16 protein-coding genes are annotated in these 20,214 nt (G+C 40.5%); 11 read left to right on the top strand and 5 right to left on the bottom strand.

What is annotated here, in order from left to right; all coding sequences use genetic code 11:
- Nucleotides 1–102: 102 nt before the first annotated feature.
- The 3 genes from AC504W_RS25245 (at nt 103) to AC504W_RS25235 (ending at nt 1,968) form a co-directional block, all read left to right on the top strand.
- The gene (locus AC504W_RS25245; protein ID WP_103124017.1) at nt 103–501 is read left to right on the top strand and encodes a hypothetical protein; all 399 of its coding nucleotides are present in this window, start codon (nt 103–105) and stop codon (nt 499–501) included.
- 149 nt (nt 502–650) lie between these two features.
- A complete protein-coding gene (locus tag AC504W_RS25240; RefSeq protein ID WP_494874976.1) occupies nt 651–1,151 on the top strand; it encodes a hypothetical protein in 501 nt (166 codons plus the stop codon).
- A 37-nt stretch (nt 1,152–1,188) separates the two neighbouring features.
- Nucleotides 1,189–1,968, top strand: a complete 780-nt coding sequence (locus tag AC504W_RS25235; protein WP_494874975.1) for a photosystem II electron transport protein, Sll1252 family — start codon at nt 1,189–1,191, stop codon at nt 1,966–1,968.
- A 29-nt stretch (nt 1,969–1,997) separates the two neighbouring features.
- Here the strand turns inward: AC504W_RS25235 and AC504W_RS25230 are convergent, their stop codons facing one another.
- The 3 genes from AC504W_RS25230 to AC504W_RS25220 all read right to left on the bottom strand — a co-directional run bounded on the left by AC504W_RS25230 (nt 1,998) and on the right by AC504W_RS25220 (nt 3,138).
- Nucleotides 1,998–2,201: a hypothetical protein gene (locus tag AC504W_RS25230; RefSeq protein WP_494874974.1), complete on the bottom strand. Its 204-nt coding sequence runs from the start codon at nt 2,199–2,201 to the stop codon at nt 1,998–2,000.
- Nucleotides 2,198–2,398 carry a hypothetical protein gene (locus AC504W_RS25225; protein ID WP_494874973.1) on the bottom strand — a complete coding sequence of 67 codons (201 nt, stop codon included), beginning with the start codon at nt 2,396–2,398 and terminating at the stop codon, nt 2,198–2,200. Before AC504W_RS25225 ends, AC504W_RS25230 begins: the two co-directional genes overlap by 4 nt.
- Nucleotides 2,399–2,541: 143 nt before the next feature.
- Nucleotides 2,542–3,138 carry a glyoxalase-like domain protein gene (locus tag AC504W_RS25220; RefSeq protein ID WP_494874972.1) on the bottom strand — a complete coding sequence of 199 codons (597 nt, stop codon included), beginning with the start codon at nt 3,136–3,138 and terminating at the stop codon, nt 2,542–2,544.
- Between the two features lie 224 nt (nt 3,139–3,362).
- On the opposite strand from AC504W_RS25220, the gene AC504W_RS25215 reads away from it, so the two are divergent.
- The 5 genes from AC504W_RS25215 to AC504W_RS25195 all read left to right on the top strand — a co-directional run bounded on the left by AC504W_RS25215 (nt 3,363) and on the right by AC504W_RS25195 (nt 12,780).
- Nucleotides 3,363–4,001, top strand: a complete 639-nt coding sequence (locus AC504W_RS25215; protein ID WP_015112924.1) for a hypothetical protein — start codon at nt 3,363–3,365, stop codon at nt 3,999–4,001.
- A 90-nt stretch (nt 4,002–4,091) separates the two neighbouring features.
- Nucleotides 4,092–5,231 carry a tetratricopeptide repeat protein gene (locus AC504W_RS25210; protein WP_494874971.1) on the top strand — a complete coding sequence of 380 codons (1,140 nt, stop codon included), beginning with the start codon at nt 4,092–4,094 and terminating at the stop codon, nt 5,229–5,231.
- A 368-nt stretch (nt 5,232–5,599) separates the two neighbouring features.
- Complete coding sequence (locus AC504W_RS25205; RefSeq protein ID WP_494874970.1) at nt 5,600–6,934, top strand: P-loop NTPase fold protein; 1,335 nt, start codon at nt 5,600–5,602, stop codon at nt 6,932–6,934.
- Nucleotides 6,907–11,991: a WD40 domain-containing protein gene (locus AC504W_RS25200; RefSeq protein ID WP_494874969.1), complete on the top strand. Its 5,085-nt coding sequence runs from the start codon at nt 6,907–6,909 to the stop codon at nt 11,989–11,991. The genes AC504W_RS25205 and AC504W_RS25200 overlap by 28 nt, the downstream gene beginning before the upstream one ends.
- 159 nt (nt 11,992–12,150) lie before the next feature.
- A complete protein-coding gene (locus AC504W_RS25195; protein ID WP_494874968.1) occupies nt 12,151–12,780 on the top strand; it encodes a PEP-CTERM sorting domain-containing protein in 630 nt (209 codons plus the stop codon).
- Between the two features lie 98 nt (nt 12,781–12,878).
- Here the strand turns inward: AC504W_RS25195 and AC504W_RS25190 are convergent, their stop codons facing one another.
- Nucleotides 12,879–15,080: a lytic transglycosylase domain-containing protein gene (locus AC504W_RS25190; RefSeq protein WP_494879469.1), complete on the bottom strand. Its 2,202-nt coding sequence runs from the start codon at nt 15,078–15,080 to the stop codon at nt 12,879–12,881.
- A 795-nt stretch (nt 15,081–15,875) separates the two neighbouring features.
- Here AC504W_RS25190 and AC504W_RS25185 point away from each other — a divergent pair.
- The 3 genes from AC504W_RS25185 (at nt 15,876) to AC504W_RS25175 (ending at nt 19,456) form a co-directional block, all read left to right on the top strand.
- On the top strand, nt 15,876–17,519 hold the full coding sequence (locus AC504W_RS25185) for a B12-binding domain-containing radical SAM protein (RefSeq protein ID WP_494874966.1): 1,644 nt from the start codon (nt 15,876–15,878) through the stop codon (nt 17,517–17,519).
- 553 nt (nt 17,520–18,072) lie between these two features.
- Nucleotides 18,073–18,477 (top strand): four-helix bundle copper-binding protein, encoded by a 405-nt coding sequence (locus tag AC504W_RS25180; protein ID WP_494874965.1) that lies wholly within the window; start codon nt 18,073–18,075, stop codon nt 18,475–18,477.
- 101 nt (nt 18,478–18,578) lie between these two features.
- Nucleotides 18,579–19,456 (top strand): IS630 family transposase gene (locus AC504W_RS25175; RefSeq protein ID WP_494873200.1). Its coding sequence is split into 2 segments (ribosomal slippage): nt 18,579–18,908 and nt 18,911–19,456, totalling 876 coding nucleotides; the frame shifts between segments, so codons are not numbered across the junction.
- An 84-nt stretch (nt 19,457–19,540) separates the two neighbouring features.
- Here the strand turns inward: AC504W_RS25175 and AC504W_RS25170 are convergent.
- Complete coding sequence (locus AC504W_RS25170; RefSeq protein ID WP_494874964.1) at nt 19,541–20,158, bottom strand: hypothetical protein; 618 nt, start codon at nt 20,156–20,158, stop codon at nt 19,541–19,543.
- Between the last annotated feature and the right edge of the window lie 56 nt (nt 20,159–20,214).

The raw sequence follows: 20,214 nt of genomic DNA, 5'->3' as shown, positions 1-20,214 counted from the left end.
CAATTGTCAATAGTTATGAGCCTTTTTAACTCTGGACTTTAGACTATGGACTATTGACTCTAGACTGTTGACTATGGACTATTGACTTTTGACTACGTATATATGACTCAAGTTACATCACAAGAAATTGCCTTATTTCGTTCTCAGTTAATAGATGATCCTGTAGCGATGGAAGCGCTGGATTTGATTGAAGACTGTGAAGGAGATTTAGAAGATGCAGCCATGACACTTGCTATCAAAGCCGGACAAGAACCAGAAAGGGCAAATTCTGAATGGTTAGATGCTTTGGCGAAAAAATGGCGGGCGGTGATTTGTGAATCAGAATTTAGAGAAGAATTACTGAATAACACTATCTTGGGGATGATGGCACACCTCAAAACAATGCCAACTTTCCCCAAAATTTTGGCAACACCAGTTTTAATCTATGTCCTCAAGCAAGGTGTGAGCAATTTTTGTGAACCATTGGATGCGATTAAATCGGGAATAGACAGTGGGGAGTAGGGAGAGACAAGGGGAGAATAATAAATCAACACTCAGCACTCAGCACTCATTACTCAGCACGGGCTTTCGCCCCGCTACGCTAACAGCACTTTTTTACTGATACCCTGTTAATTAAGGCGAACTTTTCTGAGACAACTGTTGTTAGATAAATGAATTACCTTGTTGCCGTATTATCAGATCGTATCCAAGCTGAAGCTGCTTATCTAGCATTAGAAAAAGACAGCATTAATAGCATAATCCTCGGTAGGGGATATAAAACTGCTGATGAGTTTGGTTTGATTGATCCCCAAGAGCAAGCTAAAAAGCAAGCAAAGCTGATGGCATTTTGGTTAGTACCATTTGGCTTTTTTGCGGGTTTTACCTTCAGTTTCATCACTGGGTTAGATACTTTTGCCTGGGCGGGTGAAATTGGCAATCACGTTGTTGGGGGACTGCTGGGGGCTGGTAGCGCCGCTATGGGTGCTGTGTTTGTTGGCGGTGGAGTAGGGCTACTTGTGGGGAGTGGTGATGCTTTGCCCTATCGCAATCGTTTGGATGCAGGAAAGTACTTAATTGTAGTTCAGGGTTCAGACACTCTAACTCGCCAAGCAACCAGAATATTACGTCAGTTTGAACCAGAAAATATTCAAGGTTACGCTGACGCTAAATAGCCAAAGACAAATGACCAATGACTATTGACTTTTAATAATGTTGCCACGAGAAGAACTGTTAAAGGGTGTAGAAAATCGAGATAGTGTTGCGCGTGTGATTGATCAGGCGGAGCAAGCTATCAAAACGTGGGAAGTCATTTTGACGGATTTTTTATCTCCGCCAGAATTAGCGGAAATTCAACGCGTTTTCAATCGATTAACCGAGGTGCAACTGTTGGCGTGGGGTGGCTATCCTCAAGCAGAACGCCAAAGAATGGCGATCGCCCGTGGAGAACTCCCCTTAGATCAATCACAAGTTGGGCTTGTTGTTCTAGAAATTGCTGGTAATTTTTTGTTTGATACCGCTACTCACCGTGACTTTTTAGGTGCAATGTTAGGCACAGGAATTGTGCGGGAAAAGACAGGAGATATTATTGTTTTGGGCGAACGCGGGGCGCAGGTAATTGTTGTGCCAGAAATGGCAGAATTCTTAGAGATGAATCTGCAACAGGTGCGCTCGGTTCCTGTAAAAACCCAGCGGATTGAGCTTAGTGAGTTAAAAATCCGCGAACCGAAGAAAAAAGAATTAACAACTGTAGAGGCTTCTTTAAGATTAGATGCGATCGCCAGTGCTGGTTTTGGTATGTCTCGCAGCAAAATGGTAGATTTAATCGATGCTGGCGATGTGCGCGTTAATTGGAAGGATATTACCCAAGCAAGTTTTCAAGTTAAATCTGGCGATTTAGTGGCGATTCGTGGTAAAGGACGTTTAGAAGTTGGAGAGGTGGCGATTACGAAAAAAGACCGTTACCGCGTTCAACTAACGCGATATATGTAACCCAAATTCCGCACTCCATTTTTATCTGCCTATGCAGTGCGGTCAATTTCTTCCGTTCTTTTCAATTCTTGTATTAATACTTGGCAGCGTTTCATAGCATCTCTGGCTTCTTGCCTAAACTGTTTAGCTTGTTCTTGGTTAGTTTGGGACACTTCGGAACCTTTTCGCCTTAGCTCAACGGCTTGTTGACTGAGTTCTTGAATCCGAATCTTTAATTCTTCAACCGTTTTCATCTGTCCTCCAGTTCTGTAATCAAAATTTCTAGATTTTCTGCCTCTTGATAAAGTTTATCTGCTCTACTAGCCAGTAAACTAGCATCATCAAAATCATTATTTGTGATGGCTTTGTCATGAGCTTCGTATAATTCATCAATAATTTCTTGTAGTTGTGCGTAAGCTTTTAATAAAATATTGATGGTTTCAGGTTTCATATTCTAAATTAAATATTTTTATACTGCCTCAATGATTACGTGGTAATCATTGAATAAATTATTTTTTAAACTTACCCAAAACCAATGTAGAGACTTAGCAATGCTAAGTCTCTACATTTTTTCTCAGCTTTTCGGTTTTTTGACTAATTAGCTACTTCAGCCAATTCTATAATCCGTCCTTCATAGTCTTTAACTAAGAAATTTAAAGGCTTTTGGTTGCGAATTTTGAATTTTAAACCACGGGTTTCCACCCGTAATAAAATCATTTCTAGGCATTCGCGGTCAAAACAAACATGACGCTGCTGATTTTTACTGCCTAAACTAGCTCCGGTAATCACATGAAGCTGAGTATTTTTTTTCAGCTGATACCAAAGTCCTTCGTTAGCATTATTCATTGTTTTGCTAGACCAACTGGGACTTGTGGACATATATAACGGATCAATCGCAGTTGTGCCAATGGTTTGTTCATAGTTGTAGTAGTAGTGCAGAGGCACTTCAGCGGCTGGCAAATCTAGCAGCCCTTCATACAACTGTCGCGCAATTTCCAAATCTGACACCATAACGGTGTGGACTTTGGGCGCACTGGTGAGGAACATCCACATAGCGCCAGCATAAGCTGCAAGCAGCATCACCATAATGCCTTGGGTAGAAAACAAACTATCCAAAGGTAGGGATGGTAAAAATGAGCCTAAAGTCAACGGGGCAAGGAAAAACTGCATTACATTAGCTGCTATAACCATGAACAAATAAAGATTGTATAAGGGAGCCGCTTTTATTTTTATTGATAAAGACTAAGATTAAGTCTTTGTTTCTAGTGTATCAATACTAAAGTAGTCTGAGCTTCGACGGCAAACTGACCCTGAATAAAATTTTATGGGCAAAATTTTACGAGCAGAATTTTACGGGTTGCACTCTGGGGCTGTTGTTATAAACATTATCTTAACAACTCTTAGCTAAAAGGCTTATGCAAATTCCTCATTTTCCCGAAACTAATCATCCGCTAGTTAAGTCGCTGTTTCATCACAATGATCAGGAACTGCTGAGTTTATTTCAGCGCTATCCAGAGGCTGGCAAGTACTTTACGGTAATTTTTTGCCGTTATAGCCCCATCGTCTATACCTTAATTCAACATTCAGCGCGATCGCCTGTCCAGGCAGATTATCTGTTTGCTTTGACTTGGCGACATATTTATTACGAACTGGGCGGATTGGATTTAGACAACCCTCAGCCAGGACAAGAGGGCTTAACTTTACAAAATTGGCTAATTAACATCACAGCTTTTTGTATTAACGAGATTGAACTTCCCCCAACGGAAGCCATTCATTATTCTTTACCAGCTACTTCTCCGCCTTTATGGTGCTATGTAGAAAAAGCCTTAGACCAACTACCAGCAATATTGCGTTTGATGGTGCTGATGGCACAAACTTTTCATTGGAGCGAAACCAGAATAGCTGCTTATTTGCAAGCTGAAGGCGAAAGAATTGCCCCTGCCGAAGTAGCCAATTTTCTCCAGGAAGGCTATCGTATGCTAGAGGACAAATTACCTGCTGATATCCGCGCTATCTACTTGGGAGAGAATTTACTTCAAGCCTCAACTACGTAATATTGCTGATTGATTAGGTGATTATGCCGCAGACAATAAAACTTTTACTTTAACTTTATACTTTAAGCCGAAATTTCACGGGCAAGTTTTATGCAGCAACGGCGTTTATTCCCAAAGCAGAATATTTTGGATTCCGCCAATACTTTTAACTCTAGAAGTTATGGGTTTTGGCTTCTCAAGGGTATCACTACCGGACGACGGGTTGATAAATCCCAGTTTTTTACTTTTTACTTTTTACTTTTTACTTTTTTATTGAGTCCTATCGCTGCAAAGGCGAGTGATATTACCCAACAACTGCATCGTCCGTTAAGCAGTTCTAATTGGCAATATTCCAGAGATGAAGCTGATAGTTTGCTACGAATTGGTGAACAGCAATATCGCTCTGGAAATGGTGCAAAAACTATTGATTCTTGCTTACAAGCTTTAGATATTTATCATTCAATTGGTGACGTTAGATCTACAGGTTTAACTTATGAATTATTAGCTAAGGCTTATATTCAACAGGATCGTTTTAAAGAAGGGGAAGACGCTTTACGCCGCCGATTAGCGATCGCGCGGGATACCAAAGATTTTCAAGCGCAAATTTTTGCCCTAAATAATATCGCTGCGATTCTCCTGCAAGAAGGTGAAACAGCAGCCGCAGGTCGCACAGTCCAAGAAGCATTAACAATTGCTCAAGGTGTAAACAATATCGAAGGTCAAGGACTTTCTTTAAGCAATTTAGGTTTAGTATCTGCGAGATTAGGTGATTATAATCAGGCGATTAAACTTTATGAAACTGCTTTAACTTATCGTCGCCAAAAAAATGACCCGATTGGGGAAGCCAATACGCTCAATAATTTAGGTGATGCTTATCTGGCTGCGGGAAATTATCCAGATACCATTGGTACTTATGGGTTAGCAATGCGGTTGGCGAGAATTAATGGCGATCGCACTATTCAATTACGTGCTATTGATGGTTTAGTGAAGGCGCACACTTCCGTCGGACGTAATGAACGCGCTTTTGAATTACTCCAAGAGCGTTTAGTGATCGCGCAAGAATTACAAAATTTACCAGAACAATTGAAAACTTTTGAATCTTATGCTGAGTTCTATGAGCAGTTAGGTAATTATTCTACTGCTAAGAATTTTTACGAAAGAGCAATTGCGATCGCCAACACTCTACAAGATAACAAACGCGAACTTGTGTTGAAAGATAGATTAACAAAGTTACAGAAAAAGCGTAATTGATGTTTACAGTATTGGTTTTACCCAACTGTTGATGAAAATATGCGATGAAAAACCAGAACCCCGACTTCTTGAAGAAGTCGGGGTTCTATTTTTATTTGAGAAAAAATATATAACAGTCATCGACTCAGTGAAGTACAGGAAAAAATAATTAACCGCAGATGCACGCAGATGGAACTTGTGTGATTGCCCTCAATTGCCTGCTACGATGTGATATAAAAAAATAAATATAAATTAACTTCAAAAATCCTAATTCCAGTCGGAATCCTCAGTAATTTTTATTGTATAAATACCTAAATTAATCAAAATAAATATATTTATTGAGCAGGTTGCACTATCCCTGATTGTTTACAAAGTAAATAAGATTAATTATGCCTTTAGATTTAGAAAGATTTTATCAGGCTTGCAATCCTAGTCGCCCTCTCATGATGGGAGATGCAAGCGATCGCCGCTATTATATCGATTTTGCGGCGGTGCGGGGGGGCAAAATTATTGAGGCTTTGCTGCGGACAATTACACGAATTTCACCAGATACTCCCACTTGTCAATTGTTTACTGGACATTTGGGTTGTGGAAAATCTACAGAATTATTGCGTTTGAAAGCCGAATTAGAAGAACAAAAATTTCATGTAGTTTATTTTGAGTCTACCCATGTCTTAGAAATGGCTGACGTGGATGTGACAGATATTTTACTAGCGATCGCGGGACAAGTGAGCGAAAGTCTCGAAGCTAGAAAAATCCGACTCAAGCCGAGTTACTTCACAAAATTATTTACAGAAGTTGTTGATTTTCTCCAAACACCCATTGACTTGGGTGTAGAAGCCGAATTATCTGTGGGGATAGCCAAAATCACCGCCAAAACCAAAGAAAGTCCCCAACTGCGGCGGCGGTTAAGAGACTATCTCGAACCGCGTACCCAAAATATTTTGCAGTCCATCAATAAAGAACTTCTAGAACGCGCCAACAATGAACTGAAAAATCAAGGTAAAAAAGGTCTAGTAGTGATTGTTGATAATTTAGATCGGGTAGCGATTCGTTCTTTACCATCAGGGCGATCGCTGCCAGAATATTTATTTATTGAACGTGGTGAGCAATTACGTAAACTCGCCTGTCATTTAGTTTACACAATTCCCTTATCTTTAATTTTCTCTAACGATAGCGCCGAACTTCAGCATCGTTTAGGTGGTGGTGTCGCGCCAAAAGTTTTACCCATGATACCTGTACGATTGCGTTCTGGGGAAATATTTAACCAAGGGTTAGGATTGATGCGACAAATGGTGTTAGCGAGAGCCTTCCCTGACATCGAACCAGGCGATCGGTTAGGCTTAACTACAGAGGTATTTGATAACCTGGAAACTTTAGATCGATTGTGCTTAATTAGCGGTGGTCATGTAAGGGATTTACTAGGGCTGTTATTTGATTGTTTAAGAGAACAAGATCCACCATTTGAGCGCGACTGCGTAGAACTAGTAATTCAACGCCAAAGAGACTATCGCGCTCACGCCATTGACCCAGATGAATGGGAACTCATTTTTCAGGTGGTAGAACAACAACGAGTCGGTGGTGATATCGCCTATCACACCCTGTTACGTAGCTTGTTTGTCTTTGAATATCGTGATCATCGAGGTGCTTGGTTTGCTGTCAACCCAGTCATAGCAGAGACGCAAAAATTTACAACATGGTTGAACACACACAAGCGGACATAAAATCTGCTAACCAGCGGGCGTTGCGGAGTTTAAGCAGAGCAATTTCTCTGTCACGGGGACAATTCTCGGTAGTTTTGGTGTGTTGCAACTATCGCGTCTTGCAAGCACAAATACTGCAACAATTAGAAGCGACTTCTCCAGGCTCAATCAAACAACTCGTTTTACCTCACAATGCGAGAAGTCTTTACAGCACCATTCATGTTCAACTGCGTCTTGATGAGCAGCAACCAGCTGCATTAAATATCTTGGGTTTAGAGTCAGTAGAACGGATTGATGACTTGCTGAGTTCGATTAATCAAATCCGCGATGAATTTCCTAAACGTCATTCATTCCCGATGATTTTTTGGGTGAATGATCAAGTATTGCAAAAAGTAGTGCGGTTAGCCCCAGATTTTGCGAGTTGGGCGGCGACACCAATTCGTTTTGAAATGACGACAACTCAGTTACAAGAATTTTTGCGTCAGGAAACAGATTCGCTATTTGCTACAGTTTTACCTACCCAGCATCAAGATAGCCAAGGTACAGAACAATATTCTACTTTAGAGCAAGTCTGGGAACATAACGATGAACTCCACTTTGCCATTCAGGAATTGCGCCAGCGAGGAGTTACCTTAGAACCGCAACTATACGCCAGTTTAGAATTTGTTTTTGGGTTAGATAATTATGTTGGCGATCGCATTCAGCGAGCCTTAACTCATTTTCAGCAAAGCTTAAGAATCTGGCAACAATTAGCATTAGAAAATGAGTCAGATAATTTTAACCAAAGTATTCCCAATACCTGGAATACAGAATTAGATATTCTCAGCAATCATACTTCGCCTTTAGTGCGTCAAGGAGTATTACTTTATTATTTAGGCTTATGTTATTCTCGCCTTGCAGAACAAAATCAAATTGAAAACCGCCGCTGTTGGGATGAATCTAAATCTTATTTACAGCAATCATGTAATGTTTTGCAGTTAGCACAACGACCAGATATAGTTGCTGAATTTATTAGCCAACTAGCAGAAGTTTTGGAACATTTGCAAGAGTGGTCAGAGTTACAAACTGTAGCGCAAAAATCTTTAGAACTGCATCAAATTTATGGGAGTCAAATTCAACTTGCTTGTGATTATGGGTTTTTGGCGCAAGTGGCTTTGCAGCAGTCGCGGTGGATGCAGGCGAGTATTTTAGCTCATGTATCTTTATTAAAATTAGGAGAAGCTCAAAGACAAGGCGCTTCTCATCAATATTTATTTCCCTTATTGTTGGCGCAAATTTATTATTTAGTTTTAGCCGAAGCCCAACAAAGTTTAGGCGATGATAAAATCGCCAACGAATATTTAGATAAAGCCGCAAAAGAATTACCGAATGCGTTAGAAAATAGCGCCCATCAATATAATGCCCATCGTTATATTCGCTTATTGCGGACGCTGCGATCGCTTTATTTTGCCGCTGGGCGATATTTAGAAGCTTATACTATCAGACAAAAACGGCGTTCTATTGAGCAGCAATACGGCTTCCGCGCTTTTATTGGGGCGGGACGCTTGCAACCCCAAAGACAAGCAACTAACCCCGCTTTAATGTCACCCTCTGGTACTAGTAGCGTCGCTTTAGAAATTGCGGCTTCTGGGCGAGAAGGCGATATTAATAACTTAATTGGCAAAATTAGCCGCGCTGACCAAAAGCTGATGGTGATTCACGGTCAGTCAGGTGTCGGTAAAAGTTCCACCGTCAGCGCTGGATTAGTACCAGCATTACAAAATCGTACAGTAGGCGATCAAATTGCCGTACCTGTCGTCATCCAAGTTTACACAGATTGGGTACGAGAATTTGGGAAAGCTTTAACTACGGCGATGTCTCAAGTTAACGGCGAAGAAGTCTTAGAAATAGCCGCATCTAACCTCAACATCCCCACAACTACCGCCGATATTTTGGCAAAATTAACCGCAAATGCGAATAATCATTTAATTACAGTGTTAATTTTTGACCAATTTGAAGAATTTTTCTTTACTTGTATTCAATTAGCTCAAAGACAAGAATTTGATAGATTTTTGCGAGATTGCTTGAATATTTCCTTCGTTAAAATTGTCTTTTCCCTTAGAGAAGATTATTTATATCGGTTGTTAGAATTTAAAAATCTATCAGCTTTAGAAGCCATTGATTATAATATCCTCGATAAAAATATTCGTTATCAATTAAATAATTTCTCCCCCGAATATGCCAAAGTCATCATTCAAAAATTAACCGAGCGATCGCAGATGAATTTAGAACCTGCATTAATTGAGGCTTTGGTAGAAGATTTATCAGCAGATCTGGGCGAAGTTAGACCAATTGAGTTGCAAGTTGTCGGCGCACAACTCCAAGATGAGAGAATTAATACTTTAGCCCAATATCAACCATATCGACCGAATAAACTAATTGAGCGTTATATTAAAGAATTAATCAAAGATTGTGGGCCAGAAAATGAACGAGTCGCTTTGCTAGTTTTATATTTACTCACCGATGAAACTAATCAAAGACCTTTTAAAACTCGTGCAGAATTAGCCACGGAAATTGCTGAATTAGAAGATGCTAGTAAGTTAGAGTTAGTTTTAAATATTTTAGTCAGTTCTGGGTTAGTCGTTTTATTTCCTGATGTGCCAGAGCGCTATCAATTAATTCATGATTACTTAGTAGATTTGATTCGCTACTTGCAAGAACAAGAATCTAGTTTACAAGTCAAACTTGATCAGTTACGCCGCAAAGTTGACCAAAGTGAATCAGAAATTGAGCGACTCAAAATCGAACTTCGCCAAAAAAAGCAACAAGTTAGACTCCCAGATGCTCAACCACAGCAAAGTTTAGATTTAGTCACAGAACTGCGAGAATTACGCAAGCGGGAAGAATTAAGTCAGTTAGAAATTGAACAATTACGGTCGGTGCTGAAAGAAAAAGAATTAACAGCACAACTAGCAGAAGCTCAAGAAAAACAACGAATTAACGAAACGCGATTAAATCGTTCTTTGAAAGTTGCTTTATCTGTAGCATTTTTAGCTATCTTTGGTTTATCAGTTTCTATCATCACAGTTTTAGATAGCGAAATTAAAACCCTGAGTGTTTCTAGTGAAGCTTTGTTTGCTTCCCAAAAAGGTATCGATGCTTTAAAAGAAGGAATAAAAGCTGGTAGAAAATTACAACAAGCTTTGTGGGTAGATTCTTCAACTAGACAGCAGGTGCAGACGGCGCTTTATCAAGCAGTTTCGGGGGTAAGGGAGTTTAATCGGTTAGAGAGTCACACAGGTGGTGTGAATAGTGCTGTATTTAGTGGCGATCGCGCTTTAATTGTTTCCGGTAGCGCCGATAATAGTATTAAACTCTGGCGTGCCGATGGTACTTTGCTCAAAACCCTTTGGGGACATCACGATATCGTCAATAGTGTAAGTTTTAGTCCCGATGGGCAAATTATTGCTTCTGGTAGTCAAGATATGACCGTCAGATTATGGAGTCGGGATGGTAAACCACTCAAAACTCTCCCAGGTCATACAGCTGTAGTTAATAGTGTAAGTTTTAGTCCTGATGGGCAAATTATTGCCTCAGCCAGTACCGACAACACCGTAAAATTGTGGAGTCGTGACGGCAAATTACTCCGCACCTTAACTGGACACCAAAGTTCTGTTTTAGATGTAGCTTGGTCGCCAGATAGTCAAACTATTGCCTCTGCTAGTGCTGATAAAACTATCAAGCAGTGGAACAGAGAAGGTGAATTACTCAAAAGCTGGCAAGCTCATGATGATGCTGTTAAAAGCCTAGCTTGGTCTGGTGATGGCAAAATTATTGTTTCCGGCAGTTTAGACCAAACAATCAAACTGTGGAATATCCAAGGTAAACTCATCAAAACTTTCTCTGGACATACTGCCGGAATCACCAGCGTCAGTTTCAGCCCCGATAATCATACAATTGCTTCAGCCAGTATTGATGAAACCGTGAAGCTATGGAGTCCGCAAGGTTTACTATTAGGGACTCTCAGAGGACATAACAATTGGGTTAATAGTGTGAGTTTTAGTTCTGACAGCCGAACTTTAATTTCCGCTGGTCGTGACAAAAGTGTAAAACTGTGGCACTGGGATAATGTGCTGCTACGTAACCCCAAAAATGACCAAGCAGACTGGATTACAAGTATCAGTTTTAGCCCTGATAGCCGCAATATCGCCGCAGCTAGTCGTGATTCTACTGTCAAAATCTTGAATAGCAAAGGGGAACTTTTACGCACATTACAAGGCCATCAAGGTCAAGTTTGGGGTGTAGCTTGGTCGCCTGATGGACAAAACATTGCCTCAGCCAGTAAAGATAAAACAGTCAAAATTTGGCAGCGTGATGGCAAACTACTGCATACATTAACAGGACATCGAGATACAGTATTGGGTGTAGCTTGGTCTGGTGATGGTCAAATCATCGCTTCTGCTAGTAAAGATGCAACAGTCAAGCTGTGGAGTCGGGATGGCAAACTGCTGCACACCTTAAAAGGACATCGAGATGCTGTCAATTGGGTGGATTTTAGTCCTGACGGTAAATTGTTAGCCTCAGCCAGCGATGATAAAACCGTCATAATTTGGAGTCGCAATGGGAAACGACAAAAAACCTTAAACCGTCACAACCGTCCGGTGAATGGTGTGGCTTGGTCAACCGATGGTCAAATCTTAGCTTCCGCTAGTATTGATAGCACGATTAAAATTTGGAGCCGAGACGGTCAACTACTCAATGATATTCCTGGAGATGGGGATAGTTTCATTAGTGTGAATTTTAGTCCCGATAGCAAAACAATAGTAGCTGCCAGCGATGATAAACTCAAGCTATGGAACCGCGATGGCATATTACTAATTGCGCTCAAAGGCGATAAGGATGAATTAACCAGTGTGACTTTTAGTCCAGATGGTAAAACTTTGGCCGCAGGTAGCGGTAAAGGTATGGTAATTTTTCGGCCGTTAGCAGATATCAAACTAGAGCATTTACTAACAAGGGGTTGCGATTTGCTACATGATTATTTACAGACTAACCCTAAAGTTAGTCAGAGCGATCGCGCTTTATGTTTTAGGTATTGATATACCAGGGATTTTGCTAAAACTTACGTAATTTGGATTCTCCATTAAATTTTTATAAAAACTTTACCTATATATTGCTAAGGGACAAGAAAACACGGTAAAAGAAACCTAGCTGAAAAAAGCTACAGCAAATAAACATCAAAAACATTGACCCTCTATATGAGCCAACAATTTCTCGCTGTTGCCACGGCCTCATTCGTACTTATAAGCAGTGGTTTCATCAATAAGGCTGAAGCTTTTAGCATTACTCCTGACAAAAATGGGCCAACATTTATTCTTAATGCAGAAAATAATTCTTTAAAAGCTATTAGAAAGTTAGAAATTTTAGACAAAAAGTATGATGTAAATTTTATCACGGGAACTTTTGAAGATTTATCACTCACACATCGGGGAATTGCCACTTTTTATACAAATGCTAATGATGCGCGAAGGGCTAGTACAACTATTTGGCAAAGCTTAATTAATGTATATGACTTATCAGATCATGGATTTTCACAAATAGAAGATATTGAGGGAAATTTATCTCATCGATGGAATGTTCCCTTTGTTTTTAGTAATGGTCTTGGAGCAGGTTGGTGGGGTGGATTAATTAATGATAATTATATTAGTTTAAGTAGCAGCAAGCGAGTCAATGCTTCAACCTTATACTTTACCGAAGTAACTTACGCCAACTTTACACCGTCAACAGGATCATCTGTACCTGAACCTCTGACTATTCTTGGTAGCTTGACTGCGGCTGGCTTTGGTATTGCTATCAAAAGAAAATTTGTCTCTCAGCACCAAGATTAACAGCAAAAATCCCCTTGTACCAAAGCTTGATAAAACTCTTGAATTTACCGAAAAAGTTGAAGATAACTTTATGACTTTTTCGGTAACTGTTAGCAAAATCACTGGGTGGGTAATTTTGGGTGTTCTGTTGAATATTTTGCCACTACACCAGAAATTTCAGGGTTGTAAAGTCGCAGATAATTCCAATAATTGCCAAAAACTTGACGCACATAATTTTTGGTTTCATCAAAGGGAATTTCTTCGACAAATTCGTCGGGGTCTTCTTTGGGAAGAGTTTGCAGCCATTTAGAAACATTGCCAGGGCCAGCATTATAACTAGCTATAGCTAACAACGAATTATTACCATACTGCTGATGGGTATAATCCAAATACAATGTACCCAAGAGAATATTGTCGCTGGGAATGGTTAAATCAAGTTTGCTACCGTCCAAATTATTTTTTGAGGCTATCCATTTCCCTGTACTGGGTAGTACCTGCATTAACCCTGTAGCACCAGCAACGGATTTAATCTTAGCCTCAAACCGCGATTCTTGACGGATTAAAGCAGTAACTAGTAGAGGATTAAGTTGCTGTTCGGCAGACCATTTTTCAATTTCTTTGAGATAGGGAAATGGATAACGAGCTTGCCAGTAAATGATTTGTTTACTTAAGGCTTGATATTGAGCTTGTTCTGCGGGTATTTCTCGATCTTCCAATTTCGAAATAATGTCTATTCCCGAAAGATTTTCTCCCCTAGCTAGACGCATTAATCCTTCAGTGAATTGTTCGGCAACTGTGGGCTGTTTTTTATTGAGAAATTCGGTTTCCCATTGCAACCAAGCATCACGGTCTTGTCCTAACAAATACAATTCTTTGAAGGTGTCGGAACCAGCAGTGGGAACTGGACGCAGGTGCGGAACAACTTCAGGAGTGAGTTGGCGTACATTGTTAAAGTTGCCAACATTTAGCCCTAAAATATTCGCTGATCGCCAGGCATAATAAGATTGAGGAAACTGGCTAATTACATACTCAAAAGCGGTTTTAGCTTCTTGTTGCTTGCCCAGTTTTATCGCCCATTTACCTACCCAAAATCCGGCTCTGGGAGCCAAAATGCTATTAGGGTTATTTGTGGTAATTGGTTGCGCCCATTCCCAAGCAGTGACGTAATCGTTAGCTTTGGCTTTATCTAGGGCAATTTTCCAGCGATATTCTGCGGCTTCATCGGAGTTACCATACTTACTCAACAATAAATCCCAGGCTTGTTGCGCCGATTTTTGATCATTTAGACCGGGAAGAATCTTGGCTTTGGTGGCTAGGGCTGTGGCTGCTTGTTCTGGGAATTGCTCTATGACTTGGTTGAGATAGGGTATGGCATCTTTACGGGTTTTGGCCGTGTCTGCTAAACGTAATAATGCAGTTCCCGTTTCTTGAGCATCGGGGAATTGTTGTACTAGTTGCTTGTATGTGGCGATCGCTTTTTCTCGGTCTTGGCTTTGATCACCTATCTGCAACCCCCGTCCTAGGCGGTAGAGATTTTGAGGTGTTTTTGGTGCTTGAGTATAAGCGATCGCTGCTTTGCGAAATTGGGTATTTTCCCAATACGCTGTGCCAATTGTCTCCCAGTCTGTGGGTTTGAGATTGGGCTGTTTCACCAGCTGATCTAATATCCCAACTATTCCTGGTTGATTGTAAGCATATTTGGCCAAGATTAATTTTAGCTGGGGCTGATTGGGATTTTTTTGCAAGCGTTGACGAATAATTTCCCAGGTGAGAGGGTGGGACGGAAATTGAGCGATCGCCGTATCTTGAGTTTCTGGTTGACCAATTAAGTACAGCGCTTTCGCCGCCGCCGCTGCTTTGGGGTAAGATTTCAGCACTTTTTGCCGCAGATCGGAAGCCTTGCCTTGTTCGCCTAAAAGATCCTGTGCTTGGGCTTGTTTCAGCAATATGTAGGGCGCTAACACAGGATAGTCTTTTTCCAAGTCTGCCAGTAAATCTAGGGCTTGTTGAGCATCTCTAGTTTCAATTAAATCACTAGCTAAAAGATAGCGGGCGCGATTGCGGTCGGCTGAAGCAAATCCTTTGGCGATCGCTTCTAATTTTCCTGCTCTTTCCACTGGAGATTGCGCTACCAGTGGGAATACAGCAGATTTGACTTTATTCGCTTCTGATAGCTGTTCTGGCTGATTTTTACCTATTTTGAGCCATTGACCCACTGTTTTGCCAATCTCAGGTGCGGACACCATTGCCCCAGCTGAAAAGGCAAATACTGCCGCGCCAATAATTAAAGGAACCTGGTTTTTTTTAAGTTGCTTCAGCATTGATACCCGCTGAAAATTTTTGATGAATTTTTGAAACTCTAGCACTGTTAGCCAGAAGTGTTAGCAATTTTTAATTTTTGCGACTTTCTAATTTTACATAAGGATTTTCCATAATACATCTATTTTATTTATTCAGCTATAACCGATACAGAGTCAGCCTTTGAGCAAATTTTATCGGTAGTTTATTCGCTAAACCCTTTAATTGTCACAAGGGTTTTCCAAAATGCGATCGCCGATAATTCCCCTCGCTCACTATACACTTAGAGGGATGATCCCGCGTTGATGTTGCACTTTCTACATATATAATTTCTAATTTAATTTTGAGAAAAAATAAATAGACCTTTATTCCTTCTTTCCTATTTTCCTTTCCCCGTTCTCTTTTTCCTATCTTTACAAGTAATTTATTAATCAAATCCAATTACTATAATTACTGTCGCCATATCTATCAAAAGTATAAGATATGTAAATTTTAATTATTTCATTAGTAGGAATATTAGGTTAATCAAAAAAGCCTGATTTTTATCCGCACCTCTAAAATTTAAGCTTTTATAGCGGTAGTCAGATATTTTAGGAGAATTTGAAAGGTTGAATGCCAGGAATAATCAGACTTTTCCTTCTGCCTCCTGCCTCCTACCTTCTGCAATAACATAATCAATCATCTCCAACTTCTATAAAAAGGTGTATATCTAGACAGGTACAAATTCTTTAACTGTCACGGTAAGCTATTTAAAATTACAGTTAATTTGACAATTTATTGCCAAATTAACTGCTCATTTTTCGGGTGAGAAATTAGCAATGACTGTGCAACTAAATTCTTTTGAGAAACAAATCCCTGTGGCTGCTAATTTAGCAACTACTCCTATCACTAAAAAAGCCCGTTACGTTCCCGTACATCATCGGCGGATTCTCTGCATCTTCCCCAAGTACAGTCGCTCTTTTGGCACGTTTCATTATGCTTATCCATTGATGGGTAATGTTCGGGCTTTTATGCCACCCCAAGGTATTTTGATTGTGGCTGCCTATTTACCCCAAGAATGGGAAGTACGCTTTATTGATGAAAATTTGCACCCAGCCAAAAAAGCTGATTATCAATGGGCGGATGTGGTTATTGTGAGTGGAATGCACATCCAAAAACCGCAGATTAATCAAATTAATCAACTGGCTCACCGTGAAGGCAAAATCACAGTTTTGGGAGGCCCTTCGGTGTCTGGTTGTCCAGAATATTATCCTGACTTTGATATTTTACATTTAGGTGAATTGGGAGATGCCAGCGATCGCCTGATTGAGTATCTCGACCAAAATCATGAACGTCCGCCACAACAAATTCGGTTTGAAACTCAAGAACGTTTGCCCTTAACTGAGTTCCCCACTCCGGCTTATCATTTGGTGAATCTCAATCATTATTTTCTCGCAAATGTCCAGTTCTCTAGCGGTTGTCCTTATCGCTGCGAGTTTTGTGATATTCCCGAACTCTATGGCAGAAATCCACGGATGAAAACCCCAGAGCAAGTTTTAGCGGAACTTGATGCGATGCGGAAATCTGGGAATTTAGGCGCAGTGTATTTTGTTGATGATAACTTTGTTGGCGATCGCCGTGCGGCAATGCAGTTGCTACCTCACTTAATTGACTGGCAAAAGCGCAATGGTTATCCGATTCAATTTGCCTGTGAAGCAACTCTCAACCTCGCGCAAAGTCCAAAATTATTGGCGATGATGCGCGAAGCCTATTTTTGTACAGTATTTTGTGGGATAGAAACCCCAGAAACAGAGGCGTTGCACTCTATTTCTAAAGACCAAAATCTCAGTATGCCCATCTTAGAAGCTATTAAGGTTTTAAATAGCTATGGTATGGAAGTTGTATCAGGTATCATCATCGGCTTAGATACAGATACACCAGAAACCGCAGACCGAATTCTCGAATTTATTCGGCTGTCACAAATTCCTATGTTGACAATTAACCTGCTTCATGCACTACCGAGAACTCCTTTATGGCGGAGATTAGAAGCAGAAGGGCGGCTCGTCTTTGATGAAAGTCGGGAATCAAATGTCGAGTTTTTGCTACCTTATCAGCAAGTTGTGGAAATGTGGCGGCGTTGTATCACGCAAGCATATCAGCCTGAATTTTTATATCAGCGGTTTGCCTACAATATGGAGCATACTTACCCCAACCGCATCGCTGTACCTAATAGCCCGGCTCGGACTTCTTGGGCAAATATTCGCAAAGGCTTAACTTATTTAACTAATATTTTGTTGCGTGTCGGTGTATTTGCTAACTATCGCCAAGTTTTTTGGCAAATGGCTAAACCAGCACTGAAATCAGGGAATATTGAGAACTTAATTCATGTGGGACTAGTTGGACATCATCTGATTAAGTTTGCTCAAGACTGTGCCGAAAACGCAGAATCAGCTTCGTTTTATTCCCAAAAAATTCGTTCTTAGGCTTACACCCAGACAATTGTCGGGTGGGCAATGTCTACAACGTAAAAATTAGGTAGGAAACAGATTAAGTGCCTCATAAACGTAACATTTTGCAATAAAGTCAGGAATTTTTGACATTGGGTTACTTCGAGTAAATGTACTCATTGCATATTTTCTGGCAACATTTTGCTGTTGATAAAAATACCTGAAACCTTGACTGAATAATGATTGTATGGATGAGGATGGCGGGTGTGTTCACTCGGCTAATGTTGTGTTGTAAAGATGAAATAGAGAGCCAAAGTCATCGTGAATCTCCCATGTTTGAGTGGGAAATCAGTTCTCATAATTAATGCTTGACAAAAAATGGCAGATTTTTCCGCCTTAATTAATCAGGATTTTGGCTAATTCCCTTCTGCACTAGTCTCGCCAAACAGCTAAATTTACAGCAAGTTCATAGATTTAGTGATCTTCGAGTTTGAGGAATTTAGCAAACTATTGAATTCTCCAAAGTAAACCTTTACCTTGCTAATTAAGAGCTATCTCACAGCATTTAAGTTTTTAGGAAATTACTCTTATGATGACTGAATCTATACTTAACGCAGTAGAAACCACCAAAGAAACCTGCATCGAATGTCACACTATTTGTATTGATACCCTCAAATACAGCAAAAATCATGGAGGTCAACATCTGGATATGACTATGATGTCCATGATGCGTGACTGCGCCGAAATGTGCATGATGTGCGTCAATATGATGAACGACGGTTCTGAGTTTATGGGTAATGCTTGTAGCTTGTGTGCAGAAATGTGCGATCGCACAGCAATGGCTTGTGAGCAGATGAGTAACGATGCCACAATGAGATATTGCGCGGCTATTTGCCGTAAATGTGCAGAACACTGCAAAGCAATGGCGCTCAATTCTGCTTCTTATTTCCGCAGAGCCAGTTTAGTTACAGAAGATGCACTTTTATCTCGCTAATTTAAGATTAGTAAATAGATAGCGATCGCTACATTTATAGCCATAGCCAGAAAGATTAGGACGTAAACTATAAGAGTTAGCATTGCATCTACCTCATCCCAATGGCAAAAGCTTATAGTGATGATTTCCGGCGAAAAGTTATGCAAGCGATTGAATTAGATGGTCTCAAAAAGTGCGAGGCAAGCCTTCTGTTCAATATCAGTCGCAACACAATTAACTTGTGGTTTCAACGCAAAGCCGAAACAGGTGATGTCAAGCCTAAACAGAGGAAAGTATCGCCGCACAATGGCAAAATCGGTGATTGGGAGAAGTTTCGCACCTTTGTTAAAGAGCATGGGGATAAAACTCAGACTGAGATGGCACAGGTATGGGAGGGAGAGATTAGCCAGCGCACGATTTCCAGAGCGTTAGGAAAGATAGGAAATTCGCGTAAAAAAAAACTTACGGATATAGTCAACGAGACGAAGCCAAACGGGCAGCGTTCTTAGCACAACTGGAAAATCCGAAAGCATCGCATCTAGTATATGTTGATGAGTCTGGCATGGATGAACGCGACAACTACGGCTACGGATACTCCCCAATAGGGGAGCGATTCTATGACCTCAAATCAGGTAGACGGCAGGGTCGCATTAATATGATTGCTGGGTATCGACAAGGAAAAGTGATTGCGCCATTTACTGTCGAGGGGGCTTGTAACCGTACCGTGTTTGAGACTTGGTTAGAAAATTGCTTGATTCCGGTGTTATGTTCAGGCCAGTGGGTGATTGTAGATAATGCCACGTTTCATCGGGGCGGTAGGATTGCTCAATTAATTGAAGCCGCAGGCTGTCAGTTAATCTATCTGCCACCCTATTCGCCAGACCTCAATCGTATTGAAAAGTGTTGGGCAACTTTGAAGAGTAAGGTTCGCAAGCTATTACCTCATTCTAATAATTTACGTGATGCAATGGAAACTGTTCTCAAACAAGCAGCGTCCTAACGAAGTTGGCTACAGCTATACAAAACACAACCTCATAAAAAAGTGGCGATATCATAACTGATATCGCCACTTTTTTATTTAATTTCAATCATTTGGAGCATTAGGAGTTTGGATATCAATATCTGCTTGAGCTAAATTAGGAACTGGCCAAGTTACTTGCTCAGGTTTGAGAACTTCTACTAATGCAGGTGGAACATCAAATTGCATTTGTTGGGTAGTAGGATTAATTCTCGCCACAAGTCGTGCGCCATCCACAAGCTTCAAAATAGCTGGTTCTCCTACTGGTAAATTTAAACCTGCTACTTGAGCATCATTCGGTAAGTAGACAGCATCACAGTCCCAATCTTCATCGGTAGTTTGTCTATTTCCTAAATAGTAGAGGCTGTTGGGAATTGCGTCTTCAGGTTTACGACTATAAATAGCTAGTGGCCTTCCCGTTTCATTTTGACAACTAGCCCAATCTTCGGAAGTTTCTAGAGTTTGTTTTTGTAATTGTAGCGCTGCAATTTTTTGCTGGAGTTCTTCTGGGGTATAACCAGACTGTTCAGGGTTATTTCTCGCCATTAAGAGACTATTAAGATTCTGCACAACTAGCGGATAATCTGGGCTAATTTTAGACATTTTATCTGCCCAAGAAGGTTGTGCTACTGCAAAATTTAATAACAATAACAAAACAAACAACATCATTTTCCAGGCTTTCATTAACTTCCTCCTGTTTAAAAGCATTCTGCTTTTTCTATAAAAATTTGCTTTTAATG

It is taken from the genome of Nostoc sp. C96 (assembly GCF_059384975.1).
Note: the sequence above shows the minus strand (reverse complement) of the source record. Positions and strands in the feature narration are given on the sequence as shown.